23 protein-coding genes and 1 riboswitch are annotated in these 22,902 nt (G+C 75.3%); of the genes, 11 read left to right on the top strand and 12 right to left on the bottom strand.

What is annotated here, in order from left to right:
• On the bottom strand, positions 1–1,137 hold the full coding sequence (locus tag DQ240_RS01120; RefSeq protein WP_113837979.1) for a response regulator transcription factor: 1,137 nt from the start codon (positions 1,135–1,137) through the stop codon (positions 1–3).
• A gap of 123 nt (positions 1,138–1,260) precedes the next feature.
• Between DQ240_RS01120 and DQ240_RS01115 the strand changes: the two genes are divergently transcribed.
• Together DQ240_RS01115 and DQ240_RS01110 are read left to right on the top strand one after the other, a co-directional pair.
• On the top strand, positions 1,261–1,671 hold the full coding sequence (locus DQ240_RS01115; RefSeq protein WP_113837787.1) for a RidA family protein: 411 nt from the start codon (positions 1,261–1,263) through the stop codon (positions 1,669–1,671).
• A 44-nt stretch (positions 1,672–1,715) separates the two neighbouring features.
• Positions 1,716–3,089, top strand: a complete 1,374-nt coding sequence (locus DQ240_RS01110) for an FAD-binding oxidoreductase (protein WP_113837786.1) — start codon at positions 1,716–1,718, stop codon at positions 3,087–3,089.
• Positions 3,090–3,138: 49 nt separating this feature from the next.
• On the opposite strand, the gene DQ240_RS01105 is transcribed toward DQ240_RS01110, so the two are convergent.
• From DQ240_RS01105 to DQ240_RS01095, 3 genes are read right to left on the bottom strand one after another with little or no spacing between them, the layout of a single operon-like run.
• Positions 3,139–3,567, bottom strand: a complete 429-nt coding sequence (locus DQ240_RS01105; RefSeq protein WP_113837785.1) for a DUF1772 domain-containing protein — start codon at positions 3,565–3,567, stop codon at positions 3,139–3,141.
• Positions 3,564–4,313, bottom strand: coding sequence for a Sir2 family NAD-dependent protein deacetylase (locus tag DQ240_RS01100; RefSeq protein ID WP_233498389.1), 750 nt, complete (start codon positions 4,311–4,313; stop codon positions 3,564–3,566). The genes DQ240_RS01105 and DQ240_RS01100 overlap by 4 nt, the downstream gene beginning before the upstream one ends.
• The gene (locus DQ240_RS01095) at positions 4,310–5,317 is read right to left on the bottom strand and encodes a phosphatase PAP2 family protein (RefSeq protein WP_113837784.1); all 1,008 of its coding nucleotides are present in this window, start codon (positions 5,315–5,317) and stop codon (positions 4,310–4,312) included. The genes DQ240_RS01100 and DQ240_RS01095 overlap by 4 nt, the downstream gene beginning before the upstream one ends.
• Before the next feature lie 215 nt (positions 5,318–5,532).
• Here DQ240_RS01095 and DQ240_RS01090 point away from each other — a divergent pair, with 215 nt between their 5' ends.
• The 6 genes from DQ240_RS01090 to DQ240_RS01065 all read left to right on the top strand — a co-directional run bounded on the left by DQ240_RS01090 (position 5,533) and on the right by DQ240_RS01065 (position 11,523).
• Complete coding sequence (locus DQ240_RS01090) at positions 5,533–8,355, top strand: aconitate hydratase (protein WP_113837783.1); 2,823 nt, start codon at positions 5,533–5,535, stop codon at positions 8,353–8,355.
• A gap of 7 nt (positions 8,356–8,362) precedes the next feature.
• Positions 8,363–9,118 carry an SDR family oxidoreductase gene (locus tag DQ240_RS01085; protein ID WP_113837782.1) on the top strand — a complete coding sequence of 252 codons (756 nt, stop codon included), beginning with the start codon at positions 8,363–8,365 and terminating at the stop codon, positions 9,116–9,118.
• Positions 9,118–9,810: a sirohydrochlorin chelatase gene (locus tag DQ240_RS01080; protein WP_113837977.1), complete on the top strand. Its 693-nt coding sequence runs from the start codon at positions 9,118–9,120 to the stop codon at positions 9,808–9,810. Before DQ240_RS01085 ends, DQ240_RS01080 begins: the two co-directional genes overlap by 1 nt.
• A 36-nt stretch (positions 9,811–9,846) precedes the next feature.
• Positions 9,847–10,338, top strand: a complete 492-nt coding sequence (locus tag DQ240_RS01075) for a hypothetical protein (protein WP_147261918.1) — start codon at positions 9,847–9,849, stop codon at positions 10,336–10,338.
• Between the two features lie 17 nt (positions 10,339–10,355).
• Positions 10,356–11,105, top strand: coding sequence for a DUF427 domain-containing protein (locus DQ240_RS01070; protein WP_113837780.1), 750 nt, complete (start codon positions 10,356–10,358; stop codon positions 11,103–11,105).
• A 24-nt stretch (positions 11,106–11,129) separates the two neighbouring features.
• Positions 11,130–11,194: riboswitch (guanidine-III (ykkC-III) riboswitch) on the top strand.
• A gap of 14 nt (positions 11,195–11,208) precedes the next feature.
• The gene (locus DQ240_RS01065) at positions 11,209–11,523 is read left to right on the top strand and encodes a multidrug efflux SMR transporter (protein WP_113837779.1); all 315 of its coding nucleotides are present in this window, start codon (positions 11,209–11,211) and stop codon (positions 11,521–11,523) included.
• On the opposite strand, the gene DQ240_RS01060 is transcribed toward DQ240_RS01065, so the two are convergent.
• The 5 genes from DQ240_RS01060 to DQ240_RS01040 all read right to left on the bottom strand — a co-directional run bounded on the left by DQ240_RS01060 (position 11,507) and on the right by DQ240_RS01040 (position 15,833).
• Entirely contained in the window at positions 11,507–12,358 is an 852-nt protein-coding gene (locus DQ240_RS01060) for a sulfurtransferase (RefSeq protein WP_199588959.1), read from the bottom strand. The genes DQ240_RS01065 and DQ240_RS01060 overlap by 17 nt on opposite strands.
• Entirely contained in the window at positions 12,355–12,819 is a 465-nt protein-coding gene (locus tag DQ240_RS01055) for an SgcJ/EcaC family oxidoreductase (RefSeq protein ID WP_113837778.1), read from the bottom strand. Before DQ240_RS01055 ends, DQ240_RS01060 begins: the two co-directional genes overlap by 4 nt.
• 44 nt (positions 12,820–12,863) lie before the next feature.
• The gene (locus tag DQ240_RS01050; RefSeq protein ID WP_113837975.1) at positions 12,864–14,744 is read right to left on the bottom strand and encodes an ABC transporter ATP-binding protein; all 1,881 of its coding nucleotides are present in this window, start codon (positions 14,742–14,744) and stop codon (positions 12,864–12,866) included.
• Between the two features lie 76 nt (positions 14,745–14,820).
• Complete coding sequence (locus DQ240_RS01045; protein ID WP_113837777.1) at positions 14,821–15,591, bottom strand: enoyl-CoA hydratase/isomerase family protein; 771 nt, start codon at positions 15,589–15,591, stop codon at positions 14,821–14,823.
• Positions 15,588–15,833: a helix-turn-helix domain-containing protein gene (locus DQ240_RS01040; protein WP_113837776.1), complete on the bottom strand. Its 246-nt coding sequence runs from the start codon at positions 15,831–15,833 to the stop codon at positions 15,588–15,590. The genes DQ240_RS01045 and DQ240_RS01040 overlap by 4 nt, the downstream gene beginning before the upstream one ends.
• A 188-nt stretch (positions 15,834–16,021) precedes the next feature.
• Here DQ240_RS01040 and DQ240_RS01035 point away from each other — a divergent pair, with 188 nt between their 5' ends.
• A complete protein-coding gene (locus DQ240_RS01035) occupies positions 16,022–16,396 on the top strand; it encodes a VOC family protein (RefSeq protein WP_113837775.1) in 375 nt (124 codons plus the stop codon).
• 3 nt (positions 16,397–16,399) lie between these two features.
• On the opposite strand, the gene DQ240_RS01030 is transcribed toward DQ240_RS01035, so the two are convergent.
• A complete protein-coding gene (locus tag DQ240_RS01030) occupies positions 16,400–18,001 on the bottom strand; it encodes an ABC-F family ATP-binding cassette domain-containing protein (protein ID WP_113837774.1) in 1,602 nt (533 codons plus the stop codon).
• A gap of 127 nt (positions 18,002–18,128) precedes the next feature.
• Here DQ240_RS01030 and DQ240_RS01025 point away from each other — a divergent pair, with 127 nt between their 5' ends.
• Together DQ240_RS01025 and DQ240_RS01020 are read left to right on the top strand one after the other, a co-directional pair.
• Positions 18,129–20,252 carry a DUF2157 domain-containing protein gene (locus DQ240_RS01025; RefSeq protein ID WP_113837974.1) on the top strand — a complete coding sequence of 708 codons (2,124 nt, stop codon included), beginning with the start codon at positions 18,129–18,131 and terminating at the stop codon, positions 20,250–20,252.
• Between the two features lie 43 nt (positions 20,253–20,295).
• Entirely contained in the window at positions 20,296–22,023 is a 1,728-nt protein-coding gene (locus tag DQ240_RS01020; protein ID WP_147261917.1) for an SCO7613 C-terminal domain-containing membrane protein, read from the top strand.
• A gap of 51 nt (positions 22,024–22,074) precedes the next feature.
• Here DQ240_RS01020 and DQ240_RS01015 read toward each other — a convergent pair whose 3' ends face one another.
• Together DQ240_RS01015 and sufU are read right to left on the bottom strand one after the other, a co-directional pair.
• Positions 22,075–22,452, bottom strand: a complete 378-nt coding sequence (locus DQ240_RS01015; RefSeq protein ID WP_113837772.1) for a metal-sulfur cluster assembly factor — start codon at positions 22,450–22,452, stop codon at positions 22,075–22,077.
• Positions 22,449–22,901: a Fe-S cluster assembly sulfur transfer protein SufU gene (sufU, locus tag DQ240_RS01010; RefSeq protein WP_113837771.1), complete on the bottom strand. Its 453-nt coding sequence runs from the start codon at positions 22,899–22,901 to the stop codon at positions 22,449–22,451. Before sufU ends, DQ240_RS01015 begins: the two co-directional genes overlap by 4 nt.
• Position 22,902 lies beyond the last annotated feature (1 nt).

Genomic DNA, 22,902 nt, shown 5'->3' with positions numbered 1-22,902 from the left:
TTAGTGCGCGACGGCCGTTCCGGCAGCCGTCGCGAACCACCCGGACGCGGCGACGTCGCTGCCCGCGGCGAGCCGCGGCGCGTACTGGTCGTGGTAGACGCGGGCGGTCAGCTCCCGGCGGCTGCGGACCCCGGCCTTGTCGAAGACCGACTTCAGGTGGTCCTGGACGGTGTAGGCCGACAGGTGCAGGGCACGGCCGATCGCGGTGGTGTCGACGCCCTGCAGCACCAGCGCGACGACGTCCCGCTCCCGTGGCGTGAGGCCGAAGGCGGCCACGACGAGCGGGATGATCTCCGGCGGCCGCGCGTCCTCGATGGTGACGACGACGTCGGTGCCGGTGCCGTCCCGGCCGAGCAGCGGCGAGGCGTGCGCGACGACCCACGAGCCGGACGCGGTCCGCAGGCGCATCCGCGGCAGCGCCGGACGCCCCTCGACCGTGGCCCGCCGCGCCGCCCGCACGAGGGTCAGCAGCGCCATCGGCAGCGCGGAGCGGCCCAGCGGCCCGCCGCCGAGGTCGGCCACCCGCGCCTCGGCGCCCAGGCTGGCCGACACGACCTCTCCGGCGGCGTCCACGACCACCACGGCCGGCCCGTCGACCTCCGTGGCGCGGCCGGCCGCCGTCACCAGCAGCCCGGCGCGCAGGCCCGTGGCCAGGGACGGCGCGACGCTGCTGAGGAACGCCTGGTCGGCGGCCGTGAACCCCCCGTTGCCCTCGCGGAACAGGGCCATGAACCCCCACGTGCTGTCCTCGGCGCGCAGGGCCAGCCGGACCTCGTCGTCGAAACCCCAGACCGGGCGGAGGAAGTCCTGGAACCGCGGGGACCGGCCGACCAGGCCGCTGCCCGCCTCACCGAGCGCCAGCACCCCGCCCGGGAGCCGCGCCACACGCAGGAAGGCCGTCGGGTCGTCGACCTCGTACTCGTAGTGCGCCCACTCGTCGTCGGTCTCGTGGGTGAGCACGCCGTACTTGACCGTCCCGGTGATCAGCCCGGTCGCCGGGTCGGCGCTGCCGACGCACCCCGCGACGAAGGGCACGGCCCGGCGCAGCACGTCGAAGGCGGTCGCGGTGAACGTGTCGACGTCCAGCCCGCTCGCGGCCAGCCCGTCGACCTGCGCCCGCACGCGCTCGGCCAGCATCGTCGTCACGGCGCAGCAGTGTGGCCCTGTCGGCCGCCGCCGGGAACCCCCAGAGTCCTGGGGGGCGAAGTCCCCAAGTCGCTGGGATGGGCGCCGGGACCGCGGCGGCCCAGGTTGGTCGCCATGACAGCCACCACCGCTCACGTCGAGCGGATCAACCCCACGCCGTGGAGCGCGGCCTTCGGATTCGACCACGGCCAGCTGCGCCCCGCCCCCGCGCAGCTGCTCACCGTGGCCGGCCAGGGGCCGGTCGACGCCGCCGGTGCCCTCCTGCACGAGGACGACCCGGCCGCCCAGCTCGCGCTGACCGTGGCCAACGTCGAGTCGGTCCTCGCGGCGGCCGGCATGGACTGGGCCGACGTCCTGCGGCTCACCGTCTACGCCGTCGACCTGGACGCCGTCCTCGCCGCCTGGGACGTGCTCGGCGAGCGGCTGGCCGCCGCCGGAGCCACCCCGCCCACGACCCTCCTCGGCGTCTCCCGGCTCGCCATCCCCGGCATGGCCGTCGAGGTCGAGGTCTCCGCCGGGCGCTGAGCGCCCACACCACCCCTTCCCCCACCCACCTGAGGAGTCCCGCCATGACCAGCACCGTCCCCGACCTGTCCAGCGCCGAGCTCGAGCTCGCCGTGACCGGCCCCGTGTTCTGCGCCGGCGACCCCGGCCTCGACACCGAGGTCGCACCGTTCACCACGACCCACACCCCTGCCCCCGCCGTCGTCGTCGGCGCCACCTGCCCCGCCGACGTCGCCGCCACGGTCCGCTGGGCCGCCGAGCGAGGCCTGTCGGTCGCCGTGCAGGCCACCGGTCACGGGCTGACCTCGGCTCTGACCGGCGCCGTCCTCGTCACGACGTCCCGCCTCGACGAGGTCACGGTCGACCCGGTGGCCCGCACCGCCCGCGTCGGCGCCGGCGTCCGCTGGCGCGCGGTCATCGACGCCGCCGCCCCGCACGGCCTGGCCCCGCTGTCGGGGTCGTCGTCGCACGTCGGCGCGGTCGGCTACACCCTGGGCGGCGGCCTCGGCCCGCTGGCCCGCCGCCACGGCTTCGCCGCCGACCACGTGCGCAGCGCCGAGATCGTCACCGGCGACGGCGAGATCCGCACGGTCGACGCGGTCAGCGACCCCGAGCTGTTCTGGGCGCTCCGCGGCGGCAAGGGCAGCTTCGGCGTCGTCACCGCGCTGGAGTTCGACCTGGTGCCGGTGGCCCGGCTCTACGGCGGCGGCGTCTTCTTCCCCGGGTCCGCCACCCGCGACCTCCTGCACGCCTACCGGGAGTGGGCGCCGACCCTCCCGGAGGAGACGACGACCTCGATCGCCGTCCTCCGGCTCCCGCCCGACCCGGCGCTGCCCGAGCCGCTGCGCGGGCAGACCGTGGTGCACCTGCGCGTGGCCCACCTGGGCGACGCGGCGGAGGGCGCCGCGCTCGTCGCACCGATGCGCGCGGTGGCGCCGGCGCTGCTCGACGCGCTCGGCGAGATGCCGTTCGGCGCGGTCGACGCCATCCACATGGACCCGACGGACCCCATGCCGACGTACGACCGGGGGACGCTGCTGCGGGAGCTCACCGCCGAGACCGTGGACGCGTTGCTGTCCGCGGCGGGCCCCGAGGTGGAGGTGCCCCTGGTCCTCGCGGAGCTGCGGCACCTGGGCGGGGCCGTGGGCCGGGCGCCGGCCGTCCCGAACGCCGTCGTCGGACGGGACGCCGCCTTCTCCTTCTGGGTGCTCGGGCCGATGTTCCCGCCCGTCGCCGCGGTGGTGCCCGCGGTCGTGGACGCCGTGGTGGCGTCGCTGGCCCCCTGGTCGACCGGGCACTCGCTGCTCAACTTCGCGGGCGCGGTCACCGGTGCGCAGGTGGCGGCGCTGTGGGACGAGACGGACCGCCGGCGCCTGCTCGCCGTCAAGCGGCGGGTCGACCCCGCCGGCCTGTTCACCCACGGGCACGTCGTCGGGTGACCGCAGGCGGCGCGGCCCGCTCCCTCCCCGGGGGCGGGCCGCGGCGTGCTCAGGTCGCGGACAGGAGCAGCCACAGGGCCGCGGCGACACCGGCGGTCGCGGTGACGGCCCGCAGCGTGTCCACGCGTACCAGGCGGTGGTGCACCGCCTCGTCCCAGCCCCGGTCCAGCACCCGGTGCTGGGGCACCGCGCCCAGCGCGGTGAGCTGCAGGACGACGGCGAGGCAGGCCGCCGAGGCGAGGACGGCGAGCAGCGGCACGCCCGGCGGCCGGTCGGCCAGCAGCCACAGCGTGGTGACCGCCTGCCCGAGGAACAGCGGGCCAGCCACGCGGGTCACCAGCCGCTGGTGGCGGTGCTCGTAGGAGGGGAACGCCTTCGGCGGCACCATCGACATCTGCGGGTAGACCAGCGCCCGCACGGTCCACTGGAACCCGGCGTAGGCGGCCACCAGTCCGAGGTGGACGGCGAGCAGGGTCACGAGGCCAGCAGCCCGGGCAGGGCGGTGCCGATCGGCTCGCGGACGACGAGCGCAGCCATCCAGTCGTAGGGCGTGGGCTCGGCGTTGACGACGACCACCTTCGCCCCCGCCGAGGCGGCGACGTCGGTCAGCCCGGCCGCGGGGTGCACGCCGAGCGAGGTGCCGACCGCCAGGAAGACGTCGCAGTCGCCGGCCGCAACGACCGCCGCGTCGAGCACGGCGGCGTCGAGGGCCTGGCCGAAGCTGATCGTCGCGGTCTTGAGGATGCCGCCGCAGACCAGGCACGCCGGGTCGGGGTCGCCGGCGTCGACCCTGGCCAACGCCTCCGCCGTCGTCGTCCGGTCGCCGCAGGAGAGGCACTCGACCTCGTGCACGGTGCCGTGGAGCTCCAGCACCGTCCCCGGGGACGAGCCGGCCGCCTGGTGCAGCCCGTCGACGTTCTGCGTGACCAGCGCCCGCAGCCGGCCCTGCCGCTCCAGCTCGACCAGCGCGCGGTGACCGGCGTTCGGCCGCACCTCACCCACGCCGAGGTCGCGGCGCATCAGCCAGGCGCGACGACGGATGCCGGGGTCGGAGACGTAGTAGGACAGCGTCACCAGCTTCTCGGCGTCCGGATCGCGCGTCCACACGCCGTTCGGGCCGCGGTAGTCGGGGATGCCGCTGTCGGTGGAGATCCCCGCGCCGGTCAGGACGGTGATCCGGCCGGCCCCGGTCAGCCATTCGGGGACGTCGATCCGATCGCTCACGACCGCCACGGTAGGGCGGGTCGGGCGGCCGCCGCCCGGCGCAGCCCGGCCCGGCCGGCACGTTCCAGCGACGGCAGGACGAGCAGCACACCGGCCGCGTAGGCCCCGCCGAGCAGGGTGTCGACGACGTAGTGCTCGCCGCCCCAGACGAGCACGACCGGCATCAGCACCGCGTAGGCGACCAGGGCGGTGCGCTGCCACCACCGGCGTGCCAGGGGGAACAGGACACCGCACATCAGGACGGCGAAGGCGGTGTGCAGCGACGGCACGGCGGCCACCAGGTTGACCTGCCCCTGTCCCGAGTCCAGCAGCGCACCGGCGCGCGGCAGGCCCAGCACCTCCCAGCCGGCGCTGCTCAGCCGCTCCACGGGCGGGATGACCCCCTCGCGGGCGGCCAGCCACGGCGGCGCGGCGGGATAGAGCACGTAGGTGGCCAGCCCGGCGACCGACAGGGCCACCACCGCGCGGGCGCAGCGCCCCCAGCGTCGGCGGTCGCGCACCCACAGCACCCCGAGGACCAGCGGCGTGACCACGAAGTGGCTGCTGTAGACCAGCGAGGCCAGTGCCAGCCACCACTCCGCCTGCACGTGCTCCTGCAGCCACACGGTGGGCAGCACGCCGCCGGTGAACCACCGGTCGGCGTCGGCCAGCTCGGCGACGTGCACCGGCATGCCCAGCCCGTCGGCCAGTCCCCGGCTCGCGTCGTAGGCCAGCAGGACGGCGGCGAGCGGGAGCCAGTCGGCGAGCAGGCGGCCCATCCGTCGCAGGCCGGCGCCGGCCGCGTGCACGCCGAGCGCGGCCAGCACCCAGCCGAGCAGGACCACCCGGTCGGTCGGCAGCCCGGCCGTGGCGCAGGTCGCCGCGAACGCTCCCGCGAGCGCCGTCCAGAGCACCACGGTCAGGACGCGCACGCGCGCCCGGGCCGGGAAGGGCGCGTCCGCCGTCCCGGGGACGACGAGGGCCGGGGCGGCGGCAGCCGGGAACGGCAGGTCCACCGCGGTCATGGCGGGGGACGTTAACGGCAGGTGGCCCGCCGGTGACGGACGGCTCGCGCGAGCCACACCCGGCGGCAGTCCCGCACCTGCCGTAACGCACGTCACGGGTGAGGGAAGGGTCGCCTCACCTGCACGCCGCGCTGCGGGAACTGGGATGATCGGGGGTGGCAACGAGCGCGACGCAGACGCCGCGACGCAACCAGCGAGGGGTAGGCGCAGAAGAAGTGGCAGCCAGCAAGGACAGCTTCGGGGCTCGGGCGACGCTCAGCGTCGACGGCACCGACTACGACATCTACCGGCTCGACGCGGTGGAGGGCTCCGAGAAGCTGCCCTTCAGCCTCAAGGTCCTCCTCGAGAACCTGCTGCGCACCGAGGACGGCGCGGACATCACCGCCGACCACATCCGGACGCTCGCGAACTGGGACCCCTCGGCGGAGCCGAGCGAGGAGATCCAGTTCACCCCGGCCCGCGTGGTCATGCAGGACTTCACCGGTGTCCCCTGCATCGTCGACCTGGCCACCATGCGCGAGGCCATGGCCGAGATCGGCGGCGACCCGGACAAGATCAACCCGCTGGCGCCGGCCGAGCTGGTCATCGACCACTCCGTGATCGCCGACGTCTTCGGCACGCCGGACTCCTTCGAGCGCAACGTCGAGATCGAGTACCAGCGCAACGGCGAGCGCTACCAGTTCCTGCGCTGGGGCCAGGGCGCGTTCGACGACTTCAAGGTCGTCCCCCCGGGCATGGGCATCGTCCACCAGGTCAACATCGAGCACCTGGCCCGCGTGGTGTTCCCGCGGCAGGAGGGCGACCGCGTCGTCGCCTACCCCGACACCTGCGTCGGCACCGACTCGCACACCACGATGGTCAACGGCCTGGGCGTCCTGGGCTGGGGCGTCGGCGGCATCGAGGCCGAGGCCGCGATGCTCGGCCAGCCCGTCTCGATGCTCATCCCCCGCGTCGTCGGCTTCAAGCTGACCGGCGAGCTGCCCGAGGGCGCCACCGCCACCGACCTGGTCCTCACGATCACCGAGATGCTGCGCCAGCACGGCGTGGTCGGGAAGTTCGTCGAGTTCTACGGCGAGGGCGTCACCGCGGTGCCGCTGGCCAACCGCGCCACGATCGGCAACATGAGCCCGGAGTTCGGCTCCACGGCGGCGATGTTCCCGATCGACGAGGAGACCATCACCTACCTGAAGCTGACCGGCCGCAGCGACGCCCAGGTCGCCCTGGTCGAGGCCTACGCCAAGGAGCAGGGCCTCTGGCACGACCCGGCGCGCGAGCCGGCCTTCTCCGAGTACCTCGAGCTGGACCTCGCCACCGTCGTCCCCTCGATCGCCGGCCCGAAGCGGCCGCAGGACCGCGTCTCGCTGTCCGACGCGAAGGCCGCCTTCCGCGAGGTCCTGCCGACCTACGCCTCGCACGACGTCAGCGGCGACGAGGACCAGGCCGCCGAGGCCGAGTCCGCCGTCGACGAGGCCTCCGAGGAGTCCTTCCCGGCGTCCGACCCGGCCAGCCCGTTCGCCTCGGGCAACGGCGAGGCCGGCAAGCCGCACACCGTCGTCCCCGACCGCGTGCCGGACCGGCCCTCGAAGCCGACCAAGGTGGTCATGGAGGACGGCACCGAGACCTACGTGGACAACGGCCACGTGGTCATCGCCGCCATCACCTCCTGCACCAACACCTCGAACCCGCAGGTCATGATCGGCGCGGGCCTGCTGGCCAAGAAGGCCGTCGAGGCCGGCCTGACGTCCAAGCCGTGGGTGAAGACGACGATGGCGCCGGGTTCCAAGGTCGTCACCGACTACTACGAGAAGTCCGGCCTCACCCCGTACCTGGAGAAGCTCGGCTTCTACCTGGTCGGCTACGGCTGCACGACCTGCATCGGCAACTCCGGCCCGCTGCCGGAGCCGGTGTCGGCCGCGGTGAACGAGGCCGACCTGGCCGTCGTCTCGGTGCTCTCGGGCAACCGGAACTTCGAGGGCCGGATCAACCCCGACGTCAAGATGAACTACCTGGCGTCGCCGCCGCTGGTCATCGCCTACGCGCTGGCCGGGTCGATGGACATCGACATCACCACCGAGCCGCTCGGCAAGGGCAAGGACGGGCAGGACGTCTTCCTGCGCGACATCTGGCCCTCGCCGCAGGAGGTCCAGCGGACCATCGACCAGGCGGTCTCCGCGGAGCAGTTCGGCCGCAGCTACGAGGACGTCTTCGCCGGCACCGAGCAGTGGCAGAACCTGCCCACGCCCACCGGCCGGACGTTCGACTGGGACGCCGAGAGCACCTACGTCCGCCGTCCTCCGTACTTCGAGGGCATGCCGGCCGAGCCGGCCCCGGTCTCCGACATCACCGGCGCCCGGACCCTCGCGGTGCTGGGCGACTCGGTGACCACCGACCACATCTCGCCGGCCGGCTCGATCAAGGCCGACTCCCCTGCGGGCAAGTACCTGTCCGAGCACGGCGTCGAGCGGCGTGACTTCAACTCCTACGGCTCGCGCCGCGGGAACCACGAGGTCATGATCCGCGGCACCTTCGCCAACATCCGGCTGCGCAACCAGCTGGTGCCCGGCACCGAGGGTGGCGTCACCAAGAACCACCTGACCGGCGAGACGACGACGATCTACGACGCCTCGCGCGCCTACATCGACGCCGGCATCCCGCTGGTCGTGCTCGCCGGCAAGGAGTACGGCTCCGGGTCCTCGCGTGACTGGGCCGCCAAGGGCACCGCGCTGCTGGGCGTCAAGGCCGTCATCGCCGAGAGCTACGAGCGGATCCACCGCTCCAACCTCATCGGCATGGGCGTCCTGCCGCTGCAGTTCCCCGAGGGCCAGGACCGCGAGTCCCTCGGCCTGACCGGGGACGAGGAGTTCACGATCACCGGGATCACCGCGCTGAACGACGGCGAGACCCCGCGGACCGTGAAGGTGAAGGCCGGGGACGTCGAGTTCGACGCCCGGGTCCGGATCGACACCCCCGGCGAGGCGAACTACTACCGCAACGGCGGGATCATGCAGTACGTCCTGCGCTCGCTCCGGCAGGGCTGATCCCCGCATGGACCTGGGCCTGGGCGGCCGCGGCTACCTCCTCACCGGCGCGAGCCGGGGACTGGGGTACGCGGCCGCCCGGGCCCTCGTCGACGACGGGGCCCGGGTGCTCGTCAGCTCCCGGGACGCCGGCTCGGTCGCCCGCGCGGCGGCGGAGCTGGGCGACGCCGCCTCCGGGACGGCGGCCGACCTGGCCGACCCGGACGCCGCCGAGCGCCTGGTCGCCGAGGCGCTCGAGCGGCTGGGCCGGGTGGACGGCGCGCTGATCTCGGTGGGCGGCCCGGCACCCGGCACCGCGCTGGAGGCGCCCGAGGACGCCTGGCGGGCCGCGGTCGACAGCGTCCTGCTCGGCCCGCTCCGACTGGTCAGGGCGCTGGTCCCCCACCTCGGCGAGGGCTCGGCCATCGGGTTCGTCCTCTCCACCTCCGTGCGTCAGCCGATCCCCCACCTGGCCATCTCCAACGGGCTGCGTCCCGGGCTGGCCATGACCGCCAAGGCCCTCGCCGACGAGCTCGGCCCCCGCGGCATCCGCGTGGTGGGCCTGATGCCGGGGACCATCGCCACCGACCGGATCACCGACATCGAGCGCGCCTCCGGCGACCCGGCCGCGATGCGGGCCGCCACCGAGGCCGGGATCCCACTGCGCCGCGTCGGCCGGCCGGAGGAGTTCGGCCGGGTCGCCGCCTTCCTGCTCTCCCCCGCCGCCTCGTTCGTCACCGGCACGATGGTCGCCGTCGACGGCGGCGTCACCCGCGCCCTGTGATGAAGGACCCCGTCCTCGTCGCCTGCGCGCACGGCACCCGCAACCCGACCGGACGGCGGCTGATCGCCGAGCTCGCCCTCGCCGCCCGCGAGCAGCGCCCGGGCCTCGACACCACCGCCGCGTTCGTCGACGTCCAGCCGCCGACCGTGGCCGACGTCGTCGCCGGGCTGGCCGCCGAGGGACGGCGCGCGGTCGTCGTCCCGCTGCTGCTGTCCGGCGGCTACCACGTGCACGTCGACATCGCCTCCGCCGTCGCCGGGTCGGACGGCGTCGTGGCCGCGCGGCCGCTGGGGCCGGACCCCCGGCTGGCGGAGGTGCTCGACGACCGGCTCCGGCAGGCCGGCGCCGACCCGGGGGACGCCCGGACCGCCGTCGTGCTGGCCGGCGCCGGGTCCAGTGACCCGCGCGCGGTGGCCGACGTCGAGGAGACGGCCGCCCTGCTGCAGCGCTCCTGGGCCGGACCGGTCACCACCGGGTACGGGTCGGCCGCACAGCCGCCGGTGCCCGAGGCCGTCTCCGCCGCACGGCGAGCCGGTGCCCAACGCGTGGTCGTCGCCGCCTACCTGCTGGCCCCCGGCCACTTCGCCGGCAAGCTCGCCGGCGCCGGCGCCGACCTGGTCACCGCTCCCCTGCTGCCCGACCCGCGGATCGCCGCGGTCCTGCTCGACCGGTACGACGCCGCGCGGCGCTGACCTGCACCCGGAGAGCCCGGTGGATAGCGTGGGGCGGTGCGCCGTCTGCCTCGCGTCCTCGTGCCCGTCGTCCTCGCCGCCGGCCTGCTGCTGAGCGGCTGCAGCGACGAGGTGAGGGGAACCGCCGCCCCGGCCACGACGCCCTCCACCTCCGGGAGCTCCTCGTCGTCGAGCGCGCCGACCACCGGCAACGAGGAGTACGAGGAGTTCTGCACCGACGGGGAGGCGCTGTTCGACGAGGTCGACGAGGCGTTCGACGCCGCCGAGGGCACGGGCAGCGCGGCCTACGCCGAGGTGCTCCAGCAGGCCGTCGACGCGTTCGACGCGCTCGAGCCGCCGGAGGAGATCGCCGACGACTGGGAGGAGTCCCGCGACGGCTTCGCCGGGCTGCGTGACACCGTGGCGGCGATCGACCCCGCGGCACCGGACGCCGAGCAACAGGCGGTGGACATCATCTCCGCCGGGGAGACGACCGTCGGCCCGGCCTTCCAACGGGTCAACGAGTGGATCGACGAGAACTGCCCCTGACCGCCTCCGGCACCGGCATGAGCGGGTATCCGCGGGCGATCGTCCCCGTCGGGCACGTCGAGCCCGTGCCGCGGCGGGTCCGGGCGCTCCTGGGCGGCCGGTTCGTCCTCGACACCACCCGGGCTCGCTACGGGTGGGAGTGGCCGCCGTACCCGCAGTTCCACGTCCCGCCGGCGGACGTCGACCCCGCCGTCCTCGTCGACGACGGGGTCGACGAGGACCGCCCGTTGGGGCGGGCCCGCCGGTACGGGCTGCGCGACGGCGGCACCGTCCGGCCGGCCGCGGGATGGCGCTACACCGACGGGCCGCTGGCCGGCTACCTGCGGTTCGAGTGGTCGGCGCTGGACGCCTGGTTCGAGGAGGACGAGGAGGTCGTCGTCCACCCGCGCAGCCCCTACGCCCGCGTCGACGCACTCCGGTCCCAGCGGCGGGTGCGGATCGAGCTGGGCGGCGCCGTCCTCGCGGAGTCGTCGTCCCCCGTGCTGCTGTTCGAGACCGGGCTGCCCACCCGGTACTACCTGCCGCGCACCGACGTCCGGTTCGAGCAGCTCGCCCCCAGCGACACCCGCACCCGGTGCCCCTACAAGGGACGCACGAGCGGCTACTGGTCCGTCCCCGGCGGCCCGGCGGACGTGGCCTGGAGCTACGACTCCCCCGCCGCCGCGGTGCTGCCGATCGCCGGGCTCGTGGCCTTCCTCGACGAGGAGGTGGACGTCGTGCTGGACGGCGTCCGGCAGGAGCGTCCGGTGACCCACTTCTCCCGCTGACGGCCGCCGTCCGTGCGACCCTGGAGGGAGGACCACCCGGTCCCCCGGACGAGCGGCGCCGTACCCGGACAGCGACAAGACGGCGACCTTCCTGGAGGTCGTCGTGTCCTGGCTCGTGCTCGTGGTGTCCGGAGTCCTGGAGTCGGTGTGGGCCACCGCGCTCGGCCGCTCGGAGGGCTTCACCCGGCTGTGGCCCTCGGTGGTCTTCGCCGTCGCGCTGGTGCTGAGCATGGCCGGGCTGGCCTACGCGCTGCGCGAGCTGCCGACCGGGACCGCCTACGCCGTCTGGGTCGGCATCGGCGCCGCCCTCACCGTCCTGATCGGCATGGTCACCGGCGCCGAGCCGGTCAGCGCACTGCGGCTGCTGCTAGTCGCCGGGATCGTCGGCTGCGTGATCGGGCTCAAGGCGCTGCACTGACGTCGTCGCCGACCGCGACCGGCCGCTGCGGGTCCGCGGACCACTGGGACCACGACCCGGGCCACAGCGCGGCCTCCACACCGGCCGCGGCGAGCGCCGCGACCTCGTGGGCGGCGGTCACGCCGGAGCCGCAGTAGACGCCCACGTTCGCTCCCGGGACCGCCCCCAGCGCCGCGAACCGCTCACCCAGTACAGCGACTGGAGCGAAGGTGCCGTCCGGCCCGAGGTTCGCCGTCGTCGGAGCGCTCCGGGCGCCGGGCACGTGGCCGGCCCGCGGGTCGACCGGCTCCACCTCGCCGCGGTACCGCTCGGCCGCGCGGGCGTCGAGCAGCACGCCACCGCGCCCGGGCAGCGCGGCCGCCTGGTCCGCGGTGAGGATGGGCATCCCGCCGCCGGTCAGCGTCACGTCCCCCGACGCCGGGACGACGTCGCCGGACTCGACCGGACCGCCGGCGGAACGCCAGGCGGCGAGCCCGCCGTCCAGCAGCCGGACGTCGGCCAGGCCGCCCCAGCGCAGCAGCCACCAGGCCCGCGCCGCGGCCAGGCCGCCGCTGTCGTCGTAGGCCACGACCCGGTCGCCGGCGGAGATCCCCCACCGGCGGGCCGCTGCCTCCAGTCGCTGTAGCGACGGCAGCGGGTGCCGGCCCGCCTCGGCCGACGGCGGATCGGCCAGCTCGGTGTCGAGGTCGACGAAGACCGCACCGGGCAGGTGTCCCTCGAGGTACCGCTCGCGCCCGCGGTCTTCACCCAGCGCCCAGCGGACGTCGAGCAGCACCACGCGGCGGGGCTCGGCGAGGAGCCCCGCCGCGGGGACGAGGACGGCGTCCCTGCTCACCGGACGGCGAGCAGGCCGCGCAGCTCCGTGGTCAGCGCCTCGCGCGCCGCCGGCTTGCCCGCGAAGGCCACCGGGGTGATCTGGAAGAGCGAGATCTTCCAGCGGCCGGTGGCCTCCTCCACGGCGACGACCGTCTGCTGGCAGTGCAGCACCGGGTCCAGGTCCTCCTCGCCGGGCGGGATGACGCCGGCGTGCGCGTGCAGCACGGCCGCGCCGGGCGCGATCTGGCGGACCGAACGGACCAGGCCGACGTAGGTCGCGGTCGGGTGGCTGCTGAAGACGCGGCGCAGCTCCGAGGCGATCGACAGGCGCCCGCTGGTGTGCGTGCCGTCGTAGCCGACGATGTCCCCGTCGTCGGCGAAGGTGGACGCCACCGCCGCGCCGCTGCGCCGGTTCCAGGCCTCGAGGAACGCGGCGTACAGGGCACGGATCTGGGCGTCCTGCGGATGGGCTGAAGTCAACGATTCCCCCTGTGGTGCTGTTGGGACAGGAGGAACGGTAGTGGTCAGGCGGCGCCGACCGTCCGACGCTCGCCGTCGGCGAACTGGGTCCGGTAGAGCTCGGCGTACCGGTGTCCGAGTGCCAGCAACTCCTCGTGAGTGCCCGACTCCACGATGCGACCGCCGTCGACCACCAGGATCTGGTCTGCACTGCGGATGGTCGACAGCCGGTGGGCGATCACCAGGGAGGTCCGCCCCGCCAGCGCGGTGTCCAGTGCGTGCTGCACGGCCACCTCCGACTCGCTGTCCAAGTGGGCGGTCGCCTCGTCGAGGATCACGATGCCCGGCGCCTTGAGCAGCACGCGGGCGATGGCCAGGCGCTGCTTCTCCCCGCCGGAGAGCCGGTAGCCGCGGTCGCCGACCACGGTGTCCAGCCCGTCGGGGAGGGATCCGATCAGCGCGGCGATGCGCGCCCCGGTCAGGGCGTCCCAGATCTGCTGCTCGGTCGCGTCGGGGCGGGCGTAGAGCAGGTTGGCCCGGATCGTGTCGTGGAACAGGTGCGCGTCCTGGCTGACGACGCCGATCGTGTCGCGCAGCGACTCCAGGGTCGCCTGCCGGACGTCGACCCCGCCGACGCGGATCGCCCCGTCGGTGACGTCGTACAGCCGCGGCACGAGGTTGGCGATCGTCGACTTGCCGGCGCCCGAGTGCCCCACCAGCGCGACCAGCTGGCCGGGCTCGACCCGGAAGGAGACGTCGTGCAGCACCGCCGTCGGCCCGCCGTGCTCGGGCAGGGACACCTCCTCCAGCGACGGCAGGGAGACATCGCTGGCGGCGGGGTAGCTGAAGGACACGGCGTCGAACTCGATGGACCGGTCGTCCGCGGGCACCGGGACGGCGTCGGGGGCCTCGCGGATCATCGGCGGCAGATCGAGCACCTCGAAGACGCGGTCGAAGCTCACCATCGCGCTCATGACGTCGACCCGGACGTTCGACAGCGCCGTCAGCGGCCCGTAGAGGCGCGAGAGGAGCAGGGCCAGGGCGACGACGTCGCCCGGGCTCAGCGAGCCGTCGAAGGCCAGCGTGCCGCCGAGGCCGTAGACCAGCGCCGTGGCGAGGGCCGCGACCAGCGTCAGCGCCGTGAAGAAGGTGCGGCCGTACATCGCCGACAGCACGCCGATGTCGCGGACGCGCGCGGCCCGGCCGCGGAAGCCCTCGGCCTCCACCGCGGGCCGGCCGAAGAGCTTGACGAGCAGGGCGCCGGCCACGTTGAACCGCTCGGTCATCGTGGCGTTCATCGACGCGTTGAGCGCGTAGGACTCCCGGGTGATCTCCTGCAGCCGCCGGCCGATCCGGCGGGCGGGCAGCACGAACAGCGGGACCATCACCAGCGACAGCAGGGTGATCTGCCACGACAGCGTGAGCATCACGCCGGCGGTCAGGACCAGGCCGATGACGTTGGAGACCACGCCGGACAACGTCGAGGTGAAGGCCTGCTGCGCCCCGATGACGTCGTTGTTCAGCCGGCTGACCAGCGCACCGGTCTGCGTCCGGGTGAAGAAGGCGACCGGCATCCGCTGGACGTGCTCGAACACCCGCGAACGCAGGTCGTAGATGACGCCCTCGCCGATCCGCGAGGAGTACCAGCGGGTGGCCAGGGAGATCCCGGCGTCGACCACGGCCAGCCCGGCGATGAGCAGCGCGATGCGGACGATGTCGCCGGAGGTCCCCTCCAGCGACGCGATCCGGTTGATGATCCGGCCGGCCAGCAGCGGGGTGACGACGCCGATCAGCGACGAGCCCACGACGAGCAGCAGGAACCAGCTCAGCTCGCGGCGGTAGGGCCGCGCGATGCCCAGGATCCGGCGGACCGTCCCCTTCGGCAGCTGCCGCTCGGTGACCGACGGATCGCGCTTGAACGACCGCATCGCCGCCATGGAGGTCATGTTGTTCACGCACCGACCTCCTTCTCTCTCGCTACCGGGCAACTCCGCCCGGCCGCCGGGGATTCCGCTGCCGCGGTCAGCCCCCCACCAGCTCCGCCAGCCGGCGGGCCTGGGCGGCCCGCTCCGCGGCGTCCTGGGTCGCCGGGTCGTTGCGGACGGCGGAGCGCACCAGCGCCGCGGTCTCGCGCACCGCCCCGACCGGCGGGCCGGTCACGGCCGCCACGAACTGCGCCACCGCGGCGTCCAGGCCGTCCCGGGGCACGACCGCGTTGGCCATGCCCAGCGCCAGCGCCTCGGAGGCACCCACCGGCCGCCCGGTCAGGCAGATCTCCAGCGCCCGCGAGTAGCCCACCAGCTCCGCCAGCGTGCTCGTGCCGGTCAGGTCGGGCACGAGGCCCAGCGTGGTCTCGGGGAGCCGCAGGCTGGCGTCGTCGGTCAGCACCCGGAGGTCGCAGGCCAGGGCGAGCTGCGCACCCGCGCCGATCGCGTGCCCCTGCACCGCGGCGATCGAGACGATCCCCGGCGAGCGCAGCCAGCGGAAGCCGCCCTGGTACTCGCGGATCCGCTCCTGGGCCAGCTCGGCGGGCATCCGCCCGAGCTCGCCGAGCCCGCCGGTCGTGGACGGGTCGGCGCTGAACAGGCTGCGGTCCAGGCCGGCCGAGAACGACCGGCCCTCGCCACGGACCACGACGACGCGGACGTCGTCGTCCAGCGAGGCGCCGACCGCCGCCAGCGCCGCCCAGGTGGCCGGCGTCTGGGCGTTCAGCTGGTCGGCCCGGTCGAGCGTGACGGTGAGGACGGCGCCCTCGCGCGCCGTCCGGACCCACCCCTGGTCGGCGGAGGTCACGCCTTCTTCTCGGCGGCGGCGTTCTTGGTGGCGTTGCGGTTGGCTCCCCCACGACTGCGCAGGCTGGCACCCGACTCCGACAGGAGCCGGTGCACGAACCCGTAGGACCGGTTGGTCGACGCCGCCAGCGACCGGATGCTCTCGCCGCCGTCGTACCGCTTGCGCAGGTCGTCGGCGAGGGACGTGCGGTCCCCGCCGGTGATGCGCTTGCCCTTGCCCAGGTCCGTGCTCGAGTCGGCCATGACTCCCCTCCGTCAGCAGCCCTCCGCGACCGGTGCCCACGGGCCCGGTCCGGACGGCCGCTCGTCGCCCTGGCGCCGCCGTCCCGCTGACCACGGCATCCCGCGTCACATGATCACCCAGCGGCCACCCGCGCGCGCGGCGAGCCCGGCCGGTGCCGTTCGTCGTACCCGCCCGGCACGATCCGGGCATGACCGACCCCACGCCGCAGCGCCACCACGCCATCGACTACGTCGAGCTCGCCGTCACCGACCTCGACCGGTCCAAGCGCTTCTACGCCGAGGCCTTCGGGTGGGAGTTCACCGACTACGGCCCCGGCTACGCCGGCTTCCGGGACGCCCGGGGCGGTGCCGCGGAGGCCGGCGGGCTGGCCCTGGCCGACGCCGTCCGGACCGGTGGCGGACCGCTCGTCCTGCTCTTCTCCACCGATCTCGACGCGACGCTGGAGGCCGTGACCCGCGCCGGCGGCCGGGTGGTGGACGGGCCCTACGAGTTCCCCGGCGGTCGCCGGTTCCACTTCACCGACCCGGACGGCACCGAGCTCGGCGTCTGGTCCGAGCGCTGAGCGTCAGGCGAGCGAGACCAGGTCGGCGAGGTCCTCGCTCCAGGTGTCCTCCGTGCCGTCGGGCAGGATGATCACCTTGTCCGGGTTCAGGGCACGGACGGCGCCCTCGTCGTGCGTGACCAGCACGATCGCCCCGGTGTAGGTGCGCAGCGCGTCGAGCACCTGCTCGCGGCTGGCCGGGTCGAGGTTGTTGGTCGGCTCGTCGAGCAGCAGCACGTTCGCCCCGGAGACCACCAGGGTGGCCATCGCCAGCCGGGTCCGCTCACCACCCGACAGCGTGCCGGCGCGCTGGTCGACCGCCTCGCCGGAGAACAGGAACGCGCCGAGGATCCGCCGCAGCTCGGTGTCGGTGGAGTCCGGCGCCGCGGACCGCATCACCTCGAGCAGCGTGCGGTCCATGTCGATCGTCTCGTGCTCCTGCGCGTAGTACCCGATGCGCAGCCCGTGCCCGGCCTTGACCTCGCCGGTGTCGGGGGTCTCGGTGCCGGCCAGCATCCGCAGCAGCGTCGTCTTCCCCGCGCCGTTGAACCCGAGGACGACGACGCGGGTGCCCCTGTCGATGGCCAGGTCGACGCCGGTGAAGATCTCCAGCGAGCCGTAGCTCTTGCTCAGGTGCTCGGCGGTGAGCGGCGTGCGGCCGCACGGCGCGGGGGTCGGGAAGCGCAGCTTGGCCACCCGGTCCTGGGTGCGCACCGCCTCGAGACCGGCGGCGAGCCGCTGGGCGCGCTTGTCCATGCTCTGCGCCGCCTTGGCCTTGGTGGCCTTGGCGCGCATCTTGTCCGCCTGCGAGGTCAGCGCGTCGATCTTCTTCTCGGCGTTGGCCCGCTCGGCCCTGCGGCGGCGCTCGTCGGTCTCCCGGGCGTCCAGGTAGCGCTTCCAGCCGAGGTTGTAGACGTCGACCGTGGCCCGGTTGGCGTCCAGGTGCCACACCTTGTTGACGACGGCCTCGAGCAGCTCGACGTCGTGGCTGATGACGACCAGGCCGCTCTTGTGGCTCGCGAGGAAGCCCTTGAGCCAGACGATCGAGTCGGCGTCGAGGTGGTTGGTCGGCTCGTCGAGCAGCAGCGTGTCGGCGTCGGAGAACAGGATGCGGGCGAGCTCGACGCGGCGGCGCTGGCCACCGGAGAGCGTGCGCAGCGGCTGCTCGAGGACGCGGTCCGGCAGACCGAGGTTGGTGCAGATCCGCGCCGCGTCGCTCTCCGCGGCGTACCCACCCAGTGCGGCGAACTGGTCCTCGAGCCGCCCGTAGGCACGCACGGCCCGGTCGCGCTCGGCGTCGTCGGCCGGCTCGGCCATGGCGATCTGGGCCTTGGTCAGCTTCGCCTTGAGGACGTCGAGGCCGCGGCCGGAGAGCACCCGATCGCTGGCGGTGATGTCGAGATCGCCGCTGCGCGGGTCCTGCGGGAGGTAGCCGAGCTCCCCGGTGACGTCGACCTTCCCCGCGTGCGGCACGCGCTCGCCGGCCAGCGTGGTCAGGGTGGTGGTCTTGCCGGCGCCGTTGCGCCCGACCAGGCCGATCCGGTCACCCGGCTGCACACGGAGGTCGGCCCCGCTGATGAGGATGCGGGAACCGGCACGCAGCTCGAGGCCGGTCGTCGTGATCACTGATCCCAGGGTAGGCGCTCCCCGGGTGTTCTCTCGACCACATCGCGGGTGACATCGACTGCAGTCGTCGTCCACAGGACGACCGATCCGGTACCGGGACGCCCGCTCAGCGGTCACCATGCCCGCCATGACCCGACCACCCGGCCTGCCCTGCCCCGTCTGCGGCCTGCCCGCCGCCGGCGCCGGCCCGGCGCCGTGTCCCGCCTGCGGGCTCCCCGCCGTCGGCGAGGCCGCCCTCGTGGTCGCCCGGATCGGCGCGACGATCGGCGAGCTGACCCGCGACCGGGAACGGCTGCTGGCGACCCTGCGCGCCGCCGCTCCCGGCCCGGCGCCGGTGACGTGGCCGGCGCCTCCGCCTCCGGCGGCCCCGCTCCCGCCCCCGGTGGTGGTCCCGCCGCCACCACCGTGGTCGCCGGGCGACACGGCCCGCGCCGAGGACGTCCCGCCGGTCCGGCGGCTGAGCCCGCAGCAGGTGCTGGTCGGGCTCGGCGCGGTCCTGCTCGTCGCCGGCGCGCTGGCGTTCGTCGCCGTCGCCTGGAACCGGCTCGGTGTCGCCGGGCAGGCCGCCGTGCTGCTCGCCGTGACGGCAGCCCTGTGCAGCGCCTCCGCGTGGACGGCGCGGCGCGGGTTGCGGGCCACCGAGGAGGCCCTGGCCGCGGCCGGCGCGGCGTTGCTGGCCGTCGACCTCGGCGCCGCCCACGCGCTGGGCCTGGCCGGGATCGACGCGATGCCCCTGCGGCTGTGGTGGGCGCTGTCGTGCGCGGTGGTGGTCGTCGTGGCGCTGGTGCTCGGCCGGGTCACCAGCAGCACGGTCACCTGGCCGCTGGTCGCGCTGCTCGCCGCCCAACCGGTGCCGTTGCTGCTCCTGCCCGGAGGCGCGCTCGACGACCCGGCCGGCGCCGCGGTCCTGCTCGCGCTGGCCGCGGCCGACCTGCTGGCGTTCCCGGCCGTCCGGCCGCTGCTGCGGCCCGTCGCCCGCACGCTCGCCCTCCTCGCCGCCGGTGCCGGCGCGGTGGTGGCGATCGCGGCGGCGTGGGACCGCCCGCCGGCGCAGTCCTGGACGGCGACCGCCCTGCTCGCAGCCGCGGGCGCCGCCGCACTGCTCGTGCCGCTGCTGACCAGGTGGCGTCCCGAGCTCGCGGCCGCCCTGCCGCGCGCCGTCCCCCTGGCCGGTACCGCGGCCGCCGTGCCGGCCGTGGCGCTCACCGGTTCGCTGCACGGGACGGGCCCGGCCGGTGCGGTCGTCGCGACCGCGGCCGGGCTGGTGCTCCTCACCGCCGCGGTGGTGCTCGCCCGCTCCCCCGTCCCCCTGGCCGGCACGCTCGCCGCCGGCGGCACGCTCACCCTCGGCGGCACGGCCCTGCTGCTGGACGCCGACCGGTTCGCGGCCCTGTCCCCGCTCGTCCTGGCGCTGGCGGTCCCGGCGGCGCTGGCCGCCGTCCGGCTGCCGGAGCTGCGGTCGGCCGCGGTGGGCGTCGCGCTCGGCGCGCCGATGGCCGCCGCCCTGCTGGCGACCGAGGGCGGGGTGGTCGGGCCCAGCGCCGCCGGGCTGGTCCTCGCGGTCGTCGGGGCGGTCGCGTTCGGGATCGCCGCCACGCGGGCGGACCGTCCCGAGGAGCCGGTGGCCGCCGGCGCCGCCGCGGTGGGCGGACTCCTCGCGGGGCTGACCACGTCGACGACGGGCGCCTGGGGTCAGGTCGCCGTCCAGCTGACGGTCGTCGGCGCCGCCGCGGTCGCGTACGGGCTGGTCGCCGGGCGCCGTCCGGTGGCGGCGCTGGCCGTGGGCGAGCTCGTGGTGGCGAGTTGGATCGCGGTCGGCGGCGCCGGCATCGAGACGGTCGAGGCCTACACGCTGCCCGCCGCCCTCGGGCTCCTGCTCGTCGCGCTCCCCGGCCTGCGCCGGAACGCCCCCTCGTGGTCCGGCGAGGGCCCGGCACTGGGCGTCGCGCTGCTGCCGTCCGCGCTCGCGGCCGTCGCCGACCCCTCCGCCGTCCGCTTCGTGCTCGTCGTCGTCGCGGCCGGCGGTGCCGCGGCGATCGGGGCGTTCGTCCACCGGCAGGCCCCGTTCGTGCTGGGCGCCGCGGCACTCGCCTGGGTCGTGCTGGCCCGGCTGGCCCCCTACGCGCCGCTGCTCCCCCGCTGGATCACGCTCGGCACCGTCGGCCTGCTGCTGCTCGTCCTCGGCGCCACCTACGAGCGCCGCCGGCAGCAGGCCCGCGAGGCCGTCGCCTGGGTGGCGCAGATGGGCTGACGCCGGCCTGCCGGGCGGGCCCGGGGCCCCTAGCGTGGACGGCGTGCCGGCCCTCGACTCCCGCGTGCGGCCGCCGCACGTCCTGCTCGCGGTCGGCGCGGTGCTGCTGGTCGTCGGCGCCGTCGCCCCGGCCGGCGGTCGCGCCGGCCTCCTGGTCGGTGCCCTCGCCGCCGCAGTCATCTCGGCCGCCGCGGCGAGGCTGCCGGTCACCCGGGAGACGCTCGCCGCGACCGCCGTCGTCCTGGCGGTGGCCGGCCTCGCCGACGGGGGTCGGCTGCTGTCCAGCGGCCCGGTGGCGCCCCTCCTGCTGACATCCGTGCTCGTGCTGGCGAGCCGCGTGCAGCCGGCGACGCGGGCGTGGCCGCTCGGGGCCTGGGCGGTCTTCCAGATCGCCGCGGTGCGCGCCGTCGCGGACGCCCCGGCGGGCGTGGTGCGCACCTGTGCGCTGCTCGCCGTGGCGCTGGCCGGTCTCGCTGTCGTGCTCGGCGCCCGGCGGACCCTCGCCCGCATCGCCCTGCTCACCACGGTGCCCTGGTGGGTCGCCGGGGTGGTGGGTGGGATGGGGACAGCCTGGTCGGCCGACGACGCCGCGTGGGCCTCCGCCGCCCTGACCGTCGTCGCCGCCGCCGGGCTGCTGGTCATGCGTCTCGAGCCCGACGTCTCGCCGCTGCTGGGCCCGCCGCGCGCCGTTCCGGTGCTCGCGGGAGCGGTCGGCGGAGCAGCCGTCGCCGGAGCTCTGTCCGGCGGTCCGGCCGGCGCGGTCGTCGCGGGCCTGGCGGGTGTGGTCCTGGCCGCGGGCGCCGCTGCGGTGCTGGACGGGTGGCGACGGGGGCTGTTCCTGCCGTCCGCCCTCGCCGCCGGGGTCGTGCTGCTGGCCTCCGCGCTGGCGCACCTGGTCGCCGCCGCGGCGTGGCGGGAGCTGGCGCTGCTGCTGGTGCTGACGGCCCTCCCGGCCGCCGTGGTGGGCCGGCTGCGGCGCGAGGACCGGCCGGCCGCCGTGCCGGCCGCGGTGGCCTGCTTCGCGGTCGCCGCGGCGCTGGCCGTCCCCGCTCACCTGGTCCGGCCGGCGGGCGCCGCCGTCGCGCTCACCGCGCTGTACGCCGGCACGCTCGCCGCCGCCACCGGCCTGACGGCGGAGACGCGTCGGCACACGCTGGGAGTCGGTGCGGGTGCCGCCGCGGCCGCGATCGGGTTCGCCGTTGCCGCCGACGGCCTCGGGCCGCTGGTGGGGCACCTGGCGGTGCAGGGCGGGCTGACCTGGCTCTGGGGCCACCGGGACGGGCGGCGCAGCGGGGGGACGACGCGGGCGGTCGGGGCGGCGCAACTCGTGGTGGCGGCGTGGGTGGCCGTCGCGTCGGCCGGGGCCGGCGCGGTGGAGGCCTACACGCTGCCCGCCGCGCTCGGGTTGCTGCTGGCCGCGGGCCCCCGGCTGGCCACCGGCCCGTCCGAACCGGCCTGGGGTCCGGGGCTGCTCGTGGCCGCCGTCCCGTCGACGGTGCTGGCCGTGGTCGAAGCGGGGGCCGAGCGGCCGCTGCTCGTGCTGGCCGGGGCCGCGGCCGCGATGGTCGCCGGCGCGGCAGCCGGAGTGCGGACGCCCCTGCTCGTCGGGGCCGGCACGGCGGTGGCACTGGCAATCGGCCTGGCGGTCACGGCGCTGCCGCTGACCCTGGCCGGCGCTCTCGTCGCAGGCACGGCGCTGCTGGTCCTCGGCGCCCGCCGCGAGCTCCGCCCGGTCGGTGGGTTCGCCGACAGACTGGCCGACATGCGCTGAGAGCCGGCCCGCCGTGATGGCGGACCGGCTCTCGACGGCTGGGGGTGCTGGTTACACGCGGAAACCGAGGGCGCGCAGCTGCTCGCGGCCGTCGTCGGTGATCTTGTCCGGGCCCCACGGCGGCATCCAGACCCAGTTGATCCGGATGTCGTCGACCAGCCCGGGGCCGGGGCCACCGGTGAGCGCGGTCCGCGCCTGGTCCTCGATGACGTCGGTCAGCGGGCACGCCGCCGAGGTCAGCGTCATGTCGATGACGGCGACGTTGTTCTCGTCGACGTCCAGGCCGTAGACCAGGCCCAGGTCGACGACGTTCACCCCGAGCTCGGGGTCGACGACGTCGCGCATCGCCTCCTCGACGTCCTCGATCAGCGCCGACTTGTAGGCGGGCAGCTCGGCCGAGGTGCCGGGGGTCTCGGTGGTCTCGCTCACGACTGGGCTCCCAGGGCTCGGGCGCTGGCGTCCTTGAGAGCCATCCAGCTCATCAGGGCGCACTTGATGCGCGCGGGGTACTTCGAGACGCCGGCGAACGCGACGGCGTCCTCCAGCTCGTCCTCGAGCTTCTCGGCCACGGACGGGTCGCCCTTGGCCTGCATCAGGGTCATGAAGTGGTCACCGGTCTCCAGCGCCTGCGGCACGGACTTGCCGATGACCAGGTCGTACATCGCCGAGACCGACGCCTGGCTGATCGAGCAGCCCATGCCCTCGTACGAGACGTCGGCGATGGTGTCGCCGTCCAGGTGGACGCGCAGGGTCACCTCGTCACCGCAGGTGGGGTTGACGTGGTGCACCTCGGCCTCGAACGGCTCGCGCAGTCCGCGGCCGTGCGGGTTCCGGTAGTGGTCCAGGATGATCTCCTGGTACATCGCCTCGAGCTGCATC

It is taken from the genome of Blastococcus sp. TF02A-26 (assembly GCF_003319125.1).
Classification (GTDB): Bacteria; Actinomycetota; Actinomycetes; order Mycobacteriales; family Geodermatophilaceae; genus Trujillonella.
Note: the sequence above shows the minus strand (reverse complement) of the source record. Positions and strands in the feature narration are given on the sequence as shown.